The 13,470-nt window shown below is 39.9% G+C and carries 11 protein-coding genes; all 11 read left to right on the top strand.

The genetic code is table 11. The features are described from left to right. Positions 1-11 precede the first annotated feature (11 nt). The 11 genes from K7A41_RS06570 (at position 12) to glmS (ending at position 13,453) form a co-directional block, all read left to right on the top strand. Positions 12-1,007, top strand: a complete 996-nt coding sequence (locus K7A41_RS06570; protein ID WP_265713066.1) for a UDP-N-acetylmuramate dehydrogenase — start codon at positions 12-14, stop codon at positions 1,005-1,007. A 34-nt stretch (positions 1,008-1,041) separates the two neighbouring features. Beyond that, a complete protein-coding gene (locus tag K7A41_RS06565) occupies positions 1,042-2,256 on the top strand; it encodes a glycosyltransferase family 4 protein (RefSeq protein ID WP_265713065.1) in 1,215 nt (404 codons plus the stop codon). Positions 2,257-2,344: 88 nt separating this feature from the next. After that, a complete protein-coding gene (locus K7A41_RS06560) occupies positions 2,345-2,956 on the top strand; it encodes a sugar transferase (protein WP_265713064.1) in 612 nt (203 codons plus the stop codon). Further along, entirely contained in the window at positions 2,949-3,539 is a 591-nt protein-coding gene (locus tag K7A41_RS06555; RefSeq protein WP_265713063.1) for an acetyltransferase, read from the top strand. Before K7A41_RS06560 ends, K7A41_RS06555 begins: the two co-directional genes overlap by 8 nt. A 12-nt stretch (positions 3,540-3,551) precedes the next feature. Then, positions 3,552-4,688 carry a DegT/DnrJ/EryC1/StrS family aminotransferase gene (locus tag K7A41_RS06550; RefSeq protein ID WP_265713062.1) on the top strand — a complete coding sequence of 379 codons (1,137 nt, stop codon included), beginning with the start codon at positions 3,552-3,554 and terminating at the stop codon, positions 4,686-4,688. Positions 4,689-4,893: 205 nt separating this feature from the next. After that, positions 4,894-5,673, top strand: coding sequence for a polysaccharide biosynthesis/export family protein (locus K7A41_RS06545; RefSeq protein WP_265713061.1), 780 nt, complete (start codon positions 4,894-4,896; stop codon positions 5,671-5,673). 8 nt (positions 5,674-5,681) lie between these two features. Beyond that, positions 5,682-8,084 carry a GumC family protein gene (locus tag K7A41_RS06540; protein ID WP_265713060.1) on the top strand — a complete coding sequence of 801 codons (2,403 nt, stop codon included), beginning with the start codon at positions 5,682-5,684 and terminating at the stop codon, positions 8,082-8,084. Positions 8,085-8,291: 207 nt separating this feature from the next. Beyond that, on the top strand, positions 8,292-8,984 hold the full coding sequence (locus K7A41_RS06535; protein ID WP_265713059.1) for an outer membrane beta-barrel protein: 693 nt from the start codon (positions 8,292-8,294) through the stop codon (positions 8,982-8,984). 25 nt (positions 8,985-9,009) lie between these two features. After that, positions 9,010-10,302: an SUMF1/EgtB/PvdO family nonheme iron enzyme gene (locus K7A41_RS06530; RefSeq protein WP_265713058.1), complete on the top strand. Its 1,293-nt coding sequence runs from the start codon at positions 9,010-9,012 to the stop codon at positions 10,300-10,302. Positions 10,303-10,332: 30 nt separating this feature from the next. Continuing rightward, the gene (gldN, locus tag K7A41_RS06525) at positions 10,333-11,424 is read left to right on the top strand and encodes a gliding motility protein GldN (protein ID WP_265713057.1); all 1,092 of its coding nucleotides are present in this window, start codon (positions 10,333-10,335) and stop codon (positions 11,422-11,424) included. A gap of 187 nt (positions 11,425-11,611) precedes the next feature. Then, complete coding sequence (gene glmS, locus K7A41_RS06520) at positions 11,612-13,453, top strand: glutamine--fructose-6-phosphate transaminase (isomerizing) (protein WP_265713056.1); 1,842 nt, start codon at positions 11,612-11,614, stop codon at positions 13,451-13,453. Positions 13,454-13,470: the final 17 nt, after the last annotated feature.

Below are 13,470 nucleotides of genomic sequence, written 5' to 3'. Positions count from 1 at the left end.
ACATAAATAATATGGATAAATTATTGGAATCATTACATTTTAGGAATGTTGATTTTGAACAAAATGTTGATTTAGCAAATCACAGTTATATGAAAACCGGTGGTATAGCTAAACTGTTGATTCTTCCAAAAACTACGGAAGAAGTGATTCAATCTATTAACCTGCTAAATGAGTATGGCGTGGCTTATAAAACTATAGGTGCCACATCTAACTTATTATTTTTAGATAATGCAGACTATAGCTGCTTACTTTCAACAATAAACTTAAAAGGAATTGAAATAAATCAAGCTAATAATGAGATAATATCTAGTAGTGGAGAAATGTTAGGAGATTTATCTCGATTTGCACTTTTGAACTCAGTAACAGGATTTGAAGGTCTGGAAGGTATTCCGGGAACGGTTGGTGGGGCTGTGTTTATGAATGCGGGTGCATACGGTTACGAAACTAAGAATGTTTTAAAAAGTATCGAACTTGTCGATGATAGCGGGAATAGAAGAAATCTTCGAATTGACGAGTTGGGTTTGAAATACAGGAATTCGGCTCTAAAACGAGGAGAAGTAAAAGGAGTAGTTGTAAGCGCCACTTTTAAGGTTGAATATCGTAGTCAAAGTAAAATAGAACAAAAAATGGAGCTGTTTCATGCTAAAAGACATAAATATCAGGAATTTTTATTCCCTAATTTAGGTAGTTGCTTTAGCGGTTCAATTTATAGAGCATTGGGTAAAAAGGATCGTGTTTTTAGATTGATCTCAATGCTTTACTTCCTGTTTGCTTATAAAATCAAAATATTTCGAAGAGAATCTCCAATTAATCGAAAGTGGATAAATGACATTGCGTTAAAGAGGTTTAACTTTCGTTATGAAAAACAGCCTTTCTCTAATAAGAATATTAACACAATGGTTAATAGGGGACAAGGTACAGATGAAATGTTGAGATATATTAATGAGATAAACAGACTCACTGATTTTAAGATACCAATTGAGAATGAAATTGTTGAGAAATTCTGAATTCGCTGGAATTATATTACTATAGCTTTTTCTAATGAATCTTATTTATCTACACCAGTATTTTAAATTTCCAGATGAATCAGGTGGAACTCGCTCCTATGATTTGGCGACTTCTTTTGTCAGAGAAGGATATAAAGTAATTGTAATTACATCTACATCGAACGAGAAGTATAATACCCCTGAAAAATGGAAGATAGTTGAACGAGAAGGAATAGAGTTACATTATATTTATTTGCCTTATGGAAACCACCTTTCCTATTTTAAACGATCTTGGGTATTTTTTAAGTTTTTATGGCTTTCCTCTTTCCGTTTATTGAAATTACGAGGTGAATTAGTTCTTGCTACCTCTACTCCTCTCACGATAAGTATACCAGCGTTAATAAAGAAGCTTATTCATGGTACACAGTATATTTTTGAAGTGCGTGACGTATGGCCTGAGGCAGTAATAGCGATAGGAGCAATTAAAAATAGGTTGTTGCAGAAGTTGCTTTATGGTCTTGAAAAGTTAGTGTATAAAAATGCCACTGCAGTAGTGCCACTTTCTACGGATATGCAAAAATCGATAGTTTCAAGGTTTCCCCAGTTTAAGCAAAAAACGGATATAGTTATTGAGAATATTGCGGAAATAAATCGGTTTCAAAATATATCACAAAAAATCAATCTTGAAGAAGTTATTGGATTTACTCCCCGATTTTCTATCTTGTATGCGGGGACATTTGGGAAAGTAAATGGAGTACATAAAGTTGTTGAGCTAGCAAAAAAGACAATAAGTTTAGATAGTCAATTGGTCTATATTCTAGTAGGTAGTGGAGCAGAAAAAGAAGCTGTAATAATGTTGGCAAAGGAAAGTGGTGTTTTAGGCAAAAACGTTTTTATTTTAGAGCCTATTTCGAAAAGCGAGCTCCCGCTATGGTATAACGCTGTTTCTATCGGATCTTCTTTTGTAATAGATACTCCGGAATTGTGGGCAAACTCCGCGAACAAGTTTTTTGACACATTAGCTGCAGGAAGACCGGTATTGATTAACCATGAAGGATGGCAGGGAGAAATAATTCGTTCAAAGAATGTCGGTTATGTACTACCCTATGAAATTACAGATGAGATAGCCCAAAAATTTGTGAATTATACCAAGGACAGTGCAAAAATTGAGGTGCAGGGAATTAATGCTCTAAAGCTGGCTGAAGAAAAATACTCCTTAGAAGTAGCTACTCAAAATTATTTAAGAGTATTTCAAAGAACAAAAAGTTAGGCTTTTTTTCTTTTAATAATATCGTTCAATGCATATTCTGATAATAAGGATTACAAATGGAAACTTTGTTAAAGTAAGGGAGATTTAAATGTATAAGAGTTTTTTTAAACGGATTGTCGATTTCCTTGCTGCTGCCATTGGCTTGTTGTTATTGTCTCCAATCTTTATTTTGGTTACAATAGGTTTGTTTATAGCAAACAATGGTAAACCTTTCTTTTTTCAACCTAGGCCAGGTAAGGGGAGGCGAATATTTAAGATCATTAAGTTTAGGACGATGAATGATAAGAGAGATTCTGATGGCAAATTGTTGTCAGATGCAGAACGCCTAACAACAATTGGTTTTTTTGTAAGAAAAACGTCACTGGATGAAATTCCCCAATTGATCAATGTACTAAAAGGAGATATGTCGCTGATAGGTCCAAGGCCTTTACTTGTACAGTATTTACCGTTGTACAATGAATTTCAAAAAAGACGACATGAAGTGCGGCCAGGAATAACTGGCTGGGCGCAGGTGAATGGTCGGAATTCGATTTCTTGGGATCAAAAATTTAAATATGACGTTTGGTATGTAGATCACGTCTCCTTTTTATTAGATTTGAAGATTTTCTTTTTGACAATAAAGAAGGTGTTTGTAAGAGAAGGTATTTCAGCAGAAGGACAGGCGACGATTGAAGTTTTTAAAGGTAATAGTGATGAATAAGTTGACTTTATATGGCGCAGGTGGACATGCTAAGGTAATAGCTGAGATAGCTGAGCTCAATAATTATACTAACTTAGTTTTTTTTGAAGATCAGCCAACAAAAAGCCAAATATGGAAATATTCCGTTGAACCAAGCATTTCTGATGAGGGAACATGTGTGTTAGCCATAGGTAGTAATGCTGTGCGTAAAAGATTAGCAACAGTTATTAAAAACACATTTGTAACTTTAATCCACCCAAAAACACAGATCTCTATGCGCGCTTTCATTGGAGAAGGATCGGTGGTGATGGCAGGAGCATCAATTAATGCAGATGTAAAAGTTGGTAAACACTGTATTGTTAATACCAATGCTTCAATTGATCATGATTGTATTATTGATGATTTTGTACATTTATCACCTAATGTCGCTCTTGGAGGAACCGTTTTCGTGGGAGAAGGCAGCCATATAGGTATAGGTGCATGCGTAATACACGGTATAAAGATAGGTAAATGGTGTACAATCGGAGCAGGCGCTGTAATTATTAAAGATGTACCAGATGGTTGTACAGTTGTTGGTAATCCAGGAAGAATATTAAAAAAATAAAGATAAATTTATATGTCAGATAAAATATGGCTTTCTTCCCCACATATGGGCGGCAATGAATTGAAATACATTCATGATGCATTTGATGATAATTGGGTTGCTCCTTTAGGGCCCAATGTAAATGGCTTCGAACATGATTTGGAAAAATTTTTTAAAGCTGATATCAAAGTTGCAGCTCTATCGGCTGGGACAGCGGCTTTGCATTTGGCGCTAATCGAGTGCGGTGTAGGTTATGGTGATGAGGTAATTTGTCAGTCAATGACATTCTCCGCTTCCGCAAACCCCATTGCCTATCAAGGGGCTGTTCCTGTATTCGTTGATTCCGAAATCGAAACTTGGAATATGTGCCCAATAGCATTAAGAGAAGCTATATGCGATCGTTTTGCGAAAGGTAAGAAACCAAAGGCTATAATTGTAGTACATCTCTACGGAATGCCAGCCAAAATGGATGAGATTCTTTCAGTGGCTAAAGAGTTTGATATTCCAGTAATAGAAGATGCAGCGGAAGCACTAGGATCTTTTTATAAAGGGAAAGCCTGTGGTACATTTGGCAAATTTGGCGTATTAAGTTTTAATGGAAATAAAATCATTACTACATCAGGTGGGGGAGCATTAGTTTGCCATACTCAAGAGGATAAAGATAGAGCGGTTTTTTTATCGACACAGGCGCGAGATAATGCACCTCATTATCAACATTCCCATATAGGATATAATTATCGTATGTCCAACATTTGTGCTGGTATCGGTCGAGGGCAGATGGAGGTTTTGGAGGATCGGATTATAGCACGTCGAGCTATGACTGAGTTTTATGTGGATTTATTTGCTAATATTAACGGGATAAAGGTTTTTACAGAACCTTCACCAGATTTTTATTCTAATTATTGGTTATCTGCTATTACAATAGATGCAAATAAAATAGGTAAAACTCGAGAAAACTTTAGACTAGCGCTGTTAGAAGATAATATTGAGTCCCGCCCTTTATGGAAACCAATGCATCTTCAGCCTGTATTTAAAGGGGCTGCGTATTATGGTGGAAATGTGGCTGAGAATTTGTTTAATAATGGACTTTGTTTGCCATCCGGATCGAATCTGACAAGTAATGAGCGAAATCGTATTAGGGCTTCTATTGAAACTTTTCTAAGTAAATAATAGTAGAAAAACGTATTATATGCTAGGTGTCTTGCACTTTAAATTTTCTACAAAAACATTTGTAACACTGCAAATATGGAATTTAGGCATAGATCTTGTGGACGTGACGTAGATTTCAAATAACTGTTTTTACCAATTATTGGAGAAAAAGATATATTTTTGACGTTTATTTGAATGAATCAATTTTATAATTTAAAAAAAGCAAATGCGATTATCAAAGTATGGTTTATTAGTAGGGCTGTTTTTATCAGTTTTAACAATGTTTAGTTCCTGTGGATCTAGGAAAAGTATGGTTTATTTACAACCGGATTCTATACAGATCAATACCCTTTATGAGCAATATATTCCGAAGATTCAAACCAGTGATATCTTGACCATAGTGGTAACAGCAGCCGACCCGAAGGTGACTGCACCGTTTAATCCGTTGAGTTCTATGGCAACGAGTAACATGACACAATCCGTTGACTTGGCGCTTCGTCCTACATATACGGTTGATAATAACGGCGAGATTACATTGCCGATGCTGGGTAAAGTTCATGTGGCAGGTCTTACTAGGCTGGAAGCAATTGAGAAATTACGTAAGGAACTAAGCCAATACATTAAAGACCCTGGGGTGAATATTAACTTTAATAATTTCCGAGTATCTGTATTAGGTGAGGTGGCAAAACCAGGATCTTTTGTCGTTCCTACAGAACGAGTGACAGTATTAGAGGCTCTGGGAATGGCAGGTGACCTGACTATTCGTGGAGTACGTAACAACATCCTATTGATACGTGAAGTGAATGGCCAAAAGACGCAACATCGATTGGACCTAACTAAAGAGAGCACACTAAACTCCCCTTATTATTATCTAGCACAGAATGATGTAATCTATGTTGAACCAAATAAGGCGCAAATAAACAATTCACAGTTGGGAGCAAATACAAATATTATTATTTCAATTGCAAGTTTGCTCATCACCGTAATTTCAGTATTGACCCGTTAATAATAAACATGGAACAACAACCCACACAAATAAAGGAAAATCAAGAGGAAACGGTTAATTTGCGGCAACTATTTGAACAGTATGCTTATTATTGGAAATGGTTTGTGCTTTGCATTATGCTTTCTGTCGGGATAGCTTTCGTCTATTTGCGTTATGCGAAGAAATCCTATAATACAACGGCTAAGATTTTATTAAAAGATGAGCGCAGCGCCTCAGCAGGCGAGCTTGCAGGTATAGCCGAACTGAGTAGCACTATAGGCTTTAATGGTGGACGGTCTGCTTTTGTGTCAGATCAGATAGAGGTGCTGAAATCGCGACGATTGATGCGTAAAGTCGTAGATCAGCACCATTTGAACATTATTTATCAGGTAAAAGGTAATATTCGTTCATCCGAAATTTTAGAAATGGAGGTGCCTTTTACTGTTGAACCACAGAGCGATCAGGACAGTACGAGCCTCAAACTCAGTGTCCAATATCAGAAGACGAAAGGGCTACGTATCATTGATCTGGTTTCGAAGGCGAAATTTGATGTTGATTTTGATAAGCCTGTTAATATTGGAGACCACTTACTGGTGTTTAGGAGAAATACAGGTGTTTCGATCGAAGAAGAATCAAACTATGAAGTTAGTATAATTCCAAAGGATTGGGCAATAGATATGGTACTCGGTGCAATTTCGATTGTGCCTGGTAAAGAATCACAATCCTATATTGTTAACTTTGGAATGGTATCGAACTTAGGAAAAAAAGCCGAGTTAATTATAAATACTTTGATTGATATTTATAATACGGACTTGACTAATGACAAAATGCGAATGACACGTGCGACATCGGATTTTATCAATAAACGTTTGATGTTGATCTCAAAAGATTTATCGGGTGCGGATGAAGAAGCTGCAGAGTTTAAGTCTTCTAATTCAATGATAGATATGGCTACCGAAGCGGGGGTATTTCTCAACAACGCCTCAGATAATGAAAAGAAAGTACTGGAGTACCGTACTCAATTGCAACTGGTGGATCACATGAACGATTACCTGAAAAATCAGGAAGTCGGCAAGTTGTTGCCTTCCAACATTGGCTTGCAAGATGCATCAATTGGTACTGCTATTTCAGAATACAATAAATTGGTACTGGAGCGGGATGATTTATTGAAATCTGCATCAGAACTTAATCCGACAGTCGTAGCTTTAAATGAGTCGATCGCTGAAAGCGATAAAAATATTAGGCAATCGTTAAGGAATTATCAAAAGGTTACCAAATTGGCGTTGAATAACATTGAACGTAAATCGAACGAAATTAAAGGGCGTATCAATTCCATTCCTAATCAAGAACAAGGCTTTAAGAAGATCTCTCGGCAACAACAGATCGTTGAATCACTATATCTTTTGTTATTACAAAAAAGGGAGGAGAGCGAGGTTAAGGCTGCTGCGACTCCAGATAATTTAAAAATCATTGATTCAGCTTATGGTAACGGAATTCCAGTCTCTCCAAAAAAAGGGACAGTGCTTGTGATTGCTTTTTTGTTAGGTTTTTTAATACCTTTTGCGATTTTATATCTTAAATTTTTGTTAGATAATAAAATCCATTCCCGTAAAGATATCGAAGATGCCGTCAAAATTCCTGTATTGGGCGAAATCCCAACAGCAGAGGATACGATCGTGCATTTAAATGATCGTTCCTCGTTGGCAGAAGCTTTCCGCATTTTACGCACTAATATGAACTTTATGTTTGGTGCGGAACAGAAAGAAAGATCTAAAGTTGTATTTGTGACCTCGACAATTTCTGGTGAGGGTAAATCATTTGTGACAACCAACCTTGCACAAATTTTATCTATGTCCGGGAAAAAAGTCGTCTTAATTGGAGCGGATATTCGTAGTCCTAAAGTGTTGGATTATCTGGGTCTATCTCATTTACAACATACAAATGTTGGAATTACACAATTTTTAATCAACCCAGAGATGGACGTTGATAATATTATTATCAAAAAACCTGGTAATTATGATTTTGATGTGATCTATTCGGGCTACATTGCACCTAACCCTGCGGAACTGTTAATGAATGGGCATTTTGACGATGTAATCAAATATACGCGTGAGCATTACGATTATATCCTAGTGGATACAGCACCGGTAAGCTTGGTGACAGATACCTTGTTAATAGCACATAATGCCGATTTAACCCTTTATGTGTCACGTGTTAACTTCCTAGATAAGCGATTACTGCAAGTACCTCGGGAACTCTATGTTGATGCTAAATTGAAAAATCTTGCAGCCGTTGTCAATGACGTGGATTTTGCTCGAGGCTACGGCTATGGTTATGGCTATGGTTACGGTTACGGTGACAAAGGTAACAAGAAAAAAACAGGTATAGCGAAAGTTTGGCAAAACATAAAAGACCGTTTAAATATAAAATAATTCGATAAGAATCGAGGTTTTGGCCTTATTGTTGTTTAACCCCAAATCGATACGTCGGTTTGGGGTTTTATTTTATAATAATGTATGAAGAATTCCGTTTTGAATTATGGGATGACTAAACACTAATCAATAGCATGATCCATTGATACTCCAGTCAACGGTAGAAAATATTATTAAACAAATGCACATAAAGAAAAACATATACACATGAATAAAAAGCTATTATTTACATTTTTAGGGGCTTTCGGTCTAAGTATAGGAGCAGCTTCGGCTCAGTTTTCACGCCCTGTTAGTGTAGGTGCTGGTGCTGGCGTAGCCTATAATCTAACAGACCTAGCGAATGTGGAGGCTAAATTTGCCTTTTATGGCGAAGCGGATTTTCTGATCAATCCTTTTATATCTGTGGGCTTACGTGGTGAAAAGGGAACGTTAACTGGACATGGATATAATAGTGAATTTGAAAACCGTTACTACGCAGGGAATCTTAACGGAAAGCTACGATTAGGACAATTCTTGGAGAATACAGCCAATTATAGTCAATTCACTTTAGGCGCCAATACCTTCTCGCGCATTCTTTCGAATGTTTACGTCGGTGCGGGTGCCGGATTGGTTAAAAATAGAATAAAACGTCAGATAGACCCCATGTATGCAGAGGCGGTAGCAAATCAAGGCGGAGAACTTGCGGAAGATTTAGGCGAAATTCATTTCGTTTTACCCATAAATGCTGGTGTAGATATTCCCTTTGGTCGTACCCTATACGGTCCGCAGTGGGCGATCAATGTCAACTACCAACATACACTGACCTTTAACGATAATCTGGATGGCATCAAGAATAAAGGTAAGGACCAATATGGTTTTGTGTCACTAGGTGTCAAATATGCATTATTCAACCGGAAATAGACAATTGACCTAAAATAAATTGAAGATGAATATATATAAAAAAAACTATAATCGAGCACTGGGCGCGATAGCCTTAGTACTTTTGATTGGTTTCTCGTCTTGTAAGTCGAACTCGGCGTTATACCAGGCGCCTAAAGTAAATGCATTTCGTGGGGGTAAGTTGCCTGCGCCTCCGGGTATGGTTTATATTCCATCAGGTACCATCCTTTTTAAGGGATCTTTGGACAGTGGTAATGTGGGCAAGAATGTGAGTTTAAGTGCTTTCTTTATTGATGAAGCGGAAGTGACCAACAAACAGTACCGTGAATTTGTGAATTGGGTGGCCGACTCTGTCGCCGTAACGGATTACCTGCAGGATGACCAGTATTTTCTGGATATTGCAGGCGAAGAGGTTGGACAGAAACGCATCAACTGGGCCAAAGTGAAAAAGATATCGCCGATATGGAAAAGTAATGATCCGAGTATTCAGGAACGCATCGCACCGATGCTCGAAATGCGTGGAAATAGACGGGCATTGAATCCGGAGGTCATCAAGTATCGGTTCTCCTATTTACAATCGAAAGGGAATCTAAAAAAATCTTATGTGACGGATACAGTGGCGGTAATGCCAGTGGAGGATATCTGGAGTAAAGACTTTCCAAATGCTCAGATGGCTTCTTTGGATGCCAATTACTTTACGCACCCTTCTTTTGATTACTATCCTGTCGTGGGAGTGACCTGGAGACAGGCTCGTGCGTTTACCGACTGGCGTGCAGGGCAGATGGCAGCGACGGTATTGAAAAATTCTTATCTGAACGGTTATCAGCTGAGCTTAAGTTTACCTACGGAGGCACAGTGGCAATATGCGGCTTCTGGTAAATTGGATCCGCAAGATACAATTGCCGGTTCGCGGATGACAATTGATGGCGCAGAGGGCAAAAAGAAGCTGGCGGTGAATTTTAAGCAAGGCGAAGGTACCTACTCGCGTGACGGTGCGACTTTTACACTGCCTGTCAAATCCTATATGCCGAACGCGTTTGGCGTGTATAACATGGCGGGTAATGTGTCCGAATGGACCCTGGATGCGTATAGCCCTTCGGCTGTGGTATTTGTGAATGACCTGAACCCAGCCCTATTATACGACGCTGATCCCAAGGATGGGGATGCATTGAAACGTAAAGTGGTGCGCGGTGGTTCTTGGAAAGATAATGGTGAGCAGCTGAACAGCGAGACGCGTAATTATTCGGTGGATTACGAACCGCATTCGTACATCGGTTTTCGCTGTGTGATGTCGGCCTTTGAAATGCCAACGGTGCAAAGTAAAACTCGTAAATATTAATCTAGGCTGTAAACAGAAAATTTGATAACGATGAATAGGAAAATATTGACAACAGTTGCTTTAGCATTTGTAGCTGGATCGTTGTTCGCTCAGCAAGAAACAACCATTGACACGGTTCCTCCTCAACAGGATACATTAAATAGGATGATTTCAGCAGCGCCGGCCGCTTCTGGTGAAATTATTCAGGATACCATCCCGACCACAGACGGCTTTTATCAAGCCAATAGCATGGAGGATGCAATCCCTTTTGCTTATCCTAAGGTGAATAAGAAGAATATCCGTTTCTATAAGCGGGTATGGCGGGATATCGACCTGAAGGATGAAAAGAATGCTATCTTGGGTATCCCAGGTAATTCCCTGATGGAAGTGATTATGAAGGCCATTGAGAAGGGAAAGCTTTCCCTTTATAGTCCCGATGACGATTCTTTCAAGGCTAGGTTAAATGCGCAGGAGGGTATGTCCCGTTTTGCCGATAGTGTACTGGTACCGATTTTTGATGATGAGGGTAATCAGATCGATTCCAAAATGACATTGAACGAATTCGACCCAAGCCGGGTAACGAAGTTCCGAGTTAAGGAAGATATCTTCTTTGATAAGCAGCGCAGCCGCTTGGAAACACGTATCATTGGTGTGGCGCCTCTGATGAACATTACGACATCAGCAGAATTGGCGGAATCCGTAGGTTCAACACCTGCCTTCTGGCTTTATTTCCCACAATTGCGCTATAGCTTGGTACAGGTGGATATCTCTGATCCGGACAAAGGTCTTTACGATATGACCATGGATGATTTCTTTGTGCAAAATAAGTTTGCCAGTACGATCGTCCGTGAATCTTCTCCAGGGATGTTACAGAATGTGAAGGAGACAGAGAATGGGGGGCAGCTATTGGATGGCCGTAAAGTGGAAGAAAAGCTGGAAGCCTACAAAAAAAGATTGTGGAGCAATCCGAAAGGCGTGAAAGCTGAAGAGCTGGAGGGAAATACAGCTAATCAATCTTCGCAGGCTCGCGAGTCCCAAGTGCAGCAGCAACAAAAAGTAGAAGAAGCGGGTGAAACCTCCGAAAAAACCAATGAAGCAGAAACTGAACAAACGGAAGAGACTTCAAACGCTGAAAAACTGTAATTTTATTTTAATGAGCAAAGGCCTTTTCCCTCCGGAAAAGGCCTTTGTTTTTGGTATCAGATTTCACTATTTGTTAACGTGTCCTTTGTACACTTGGCATATCTTTTGTTTGTCAATGCGGGTTGAGGCTGCGACAGCCTAAAACAAACAGAAACTAAACAAAATCACTTATTTAAAACTAAACTGTATGTGCGGAATTGTTGGTTACGTAGGCCAGGAAGAAGCCTATCCAATTCTAATTAATGGTTTGAAGCGCCTCGAATATCGGGGGTACGACAGTGCCGGAATTGCGTTGATACATCAAGGCAGCATCAATTTGTACAAGAAGGAAGGCAAGGTCGCTGCGCTAGAGGCCGAAGCAGCTGGTAAAAACCTAAAAGGCCATGTGGGTATCGGCCACACGCGCTGGGCGACACACGGTGAACCTTGTGATCGGAATGCACACCCTCATTTTTCTAAATCTGGGAAATTGGCGATGATTCACAATGGGATTATCGAAAACTACGGGCAGCTAAAAGCAGATTTAATACAAAAAGGGTACACGTTTGCGAGTGACACGGACTCCGAAGTGCTGGTCAACTTTATCGAGGAAATCAAAACAAACAACAACTGTAGCTTAGAAGAAGCGGTACGCATTGCACTGAAAAGAGTGACTGGTGCATACGTGATTCTGCTGATCGACCCCGAGCTGCCGGATACTATCATCGCTGCCCGTAAGGGTTCTCCATTAGTTATAGGCGTGGGCGAAAAGGGTCATTTTCTTGGGTCGGACGCTTCCCCAATGCTGGCGTATACCAAGGATGTGGTCTATATCAACGATTATGAAATGGCCATCGTCCGTCCCGATGAACTGATTCTTAAAAATTACGGGAATGAGACCATTACACCTTTTGTGCAGCGCTTGGATCTAGATCTTGAAGCGATAGAAAAAGGCGGGTATGAGCACTTCATGCTGAAGGAGATATTTGAGCAGCCACAGACGATCTTTGATTCTTTCAGAGGCCGTCTCGATGTGGATCAGCTACGTGTTACCTTAAGCGGACTGGATGCGATCGCTGATAAACTGTTAAACGCGCGTCGTATTATCATCGTCTCTTGCGGGACCAGCTGGCATGCCGGATTGGTGGCTGAATATATCATCGAGGAGCTCTGCCGCGTGAACGTCGAGGTGGAGTATGCATCCGAGTTTAGATATAGAAACCCGATTATCGGACCGGAAGATGTCATCTTGGCAATTTCGCAAAGTGGCGAAACTGCGGACACCCTGGTGGCACTTGAAAATGCCAAACAACAGGGGGCTACAGTCTTCGGTATCGTGAATGTAGTCGGTTCTTCGATTGCACGGATGGCAGATGCAGGTGCGTACACGCATGCTGGACCTGAAATCGGTGTGGCGAGCACAAAAGCCTTTACCGCTCAGCTGGTCGTATTGCAGCTCTTTGCCCTGCGTTTGGCACAGTTGAAAGGCACGATTTCGGATGAACGCTTCGCAACTTTGGTCAAAGGATTGGCGATGATCCCCGAACAGGTGGATTGGATCTTAAAAACACAGCAACAAACGATAAGGTCCATTGCTGATAAATATAGAGGAGCAACAGACTTCTTATACTTGGGCCGCGGATATAATTTCCCCATTGCGCTGGAAGGGGCGCTCAAACTAAAAGAGATCTCTTATATCCATGCGGAAGGTTATCCAGCAGCGGAAATGAAACATGGTCCTATTGCGTTGGTCGACGAGACACTACCTGTAGTATTTATTGCGACTCATGATCCTTTTTATGAAAAGATCATCAGCAATATGCAGGAGATAAAAGCGCGCAAAGGACGTTTGATTGCTGTAGTATCCGAAGGAGATACCCAGGCGGTGGATCTGGCCGAAGATTGTATGGTGGTGCCGCAAACGGATGAGATCCTTGCTCCACTACTGGCGGTGATTCCATTGCAATTGCTTTCGTATTATATCGGAGTGGAAAGGGCGATAGACGTGGATAAGCCGCGCAATTTGGCTAAGTCAGTTACGGTAGAATAGGATTTATAACGTTGAAA

The sequence above is a fragment of the Sphingobacterium sp. InxBP1 genome (assembly GCF_026191775.1).
In the GTDB taxonomy this organism is placed as follows: Bacteria; Bacteroidota; Bacteroidia; order Sphingobacteriales; family Sphingobacteriaceae; genus Sphingobacterium; species Sphingobacterium thalpophilum.
The sequence above is the reverse complement of the archived record's forward strand: the minus strand, read 5'-3'. Positions and strand labels throughout refer to the sequence as shown.

Excerpts from the sequence above, each read along its gene's own strand:
- gldN (WP_265713057.1), top strand. The coding sequence starts at position 10,333 with ATGAATAGGAAAATATTGACAACAGTTGCTTTAGCATTTGTAGCTGGA.
- K7A41_RS06540 (WP_265713060.1), top strand. The coding sequence starts at position 5,682 with ATGGAACAACAACCCACACAAATAAAGGAAAATCAAGAGGAAACGGTT.
- K7A41_RS06560 (WP_265713064.1), top strand. The coding sequence starts at position 2,345 with ATGTATAAGAGTTTTTTTAAACGGATTGTCGATTTCCTTGCTGCTGCC.
- K7A41_RS06530 (WP_265713058.1), top strand. The coding sequence starts at position 9,010 with ATGAATATATATAAAAAAAACTATAATCGAGCACTGGGCGCGATAGCC.
- K7A41_RS06535 (WP_265713059.1), top strand. The coding sequence starts at position 8,292 with ATGAATAAAAAGCTATTATTTACATTTTTAGGGGCTTTCGGTCTAAGT.
- K7A41_RS06570 (WP_265713066.1), top strand. The coding sequence starts at position 12 with ATGGATAAATTATTGGAATCATTACATTTTAGGAATGTTGATTTTGAA.
- K7A41_RS06550 (WP_265713062.1), top strand. The coding sequence starts at position 3,552 with ATGTCAGATAAAATATGGCTTTCTTCCCCACATATGGGCGGCAATGAA.
- K7A41_RS06565 (WP_265713065.1), top strand. The coding sequence starts at position 1,042 with ATGAATCTTATTTATCTACACCAGTATTTTAAATTTCCAGATGAATCA.
- glmS (WP_265713056.1), top strand. The coding sequence starts at position 11,612 with ATGTGCGGAATTGTTGGTTACGTAGGCCAGGAAGAAGCCTATCCAATT.
- K7A41_RS06555 (WP_265713063.1), top strand. The coding sequence starts at position 2,949 with ATGAATAAGTTGACTTTATATGGCGCAGGTGGACATGCTAAGGTAATA.
- K7A41_RS06545 (WP_265713061.1), top strand. The coding sequence starts at position 4,894 with ATGCGATTATCAAAGTATGGTTTATTAGTAGGGCTGTTTTTATCAGTT.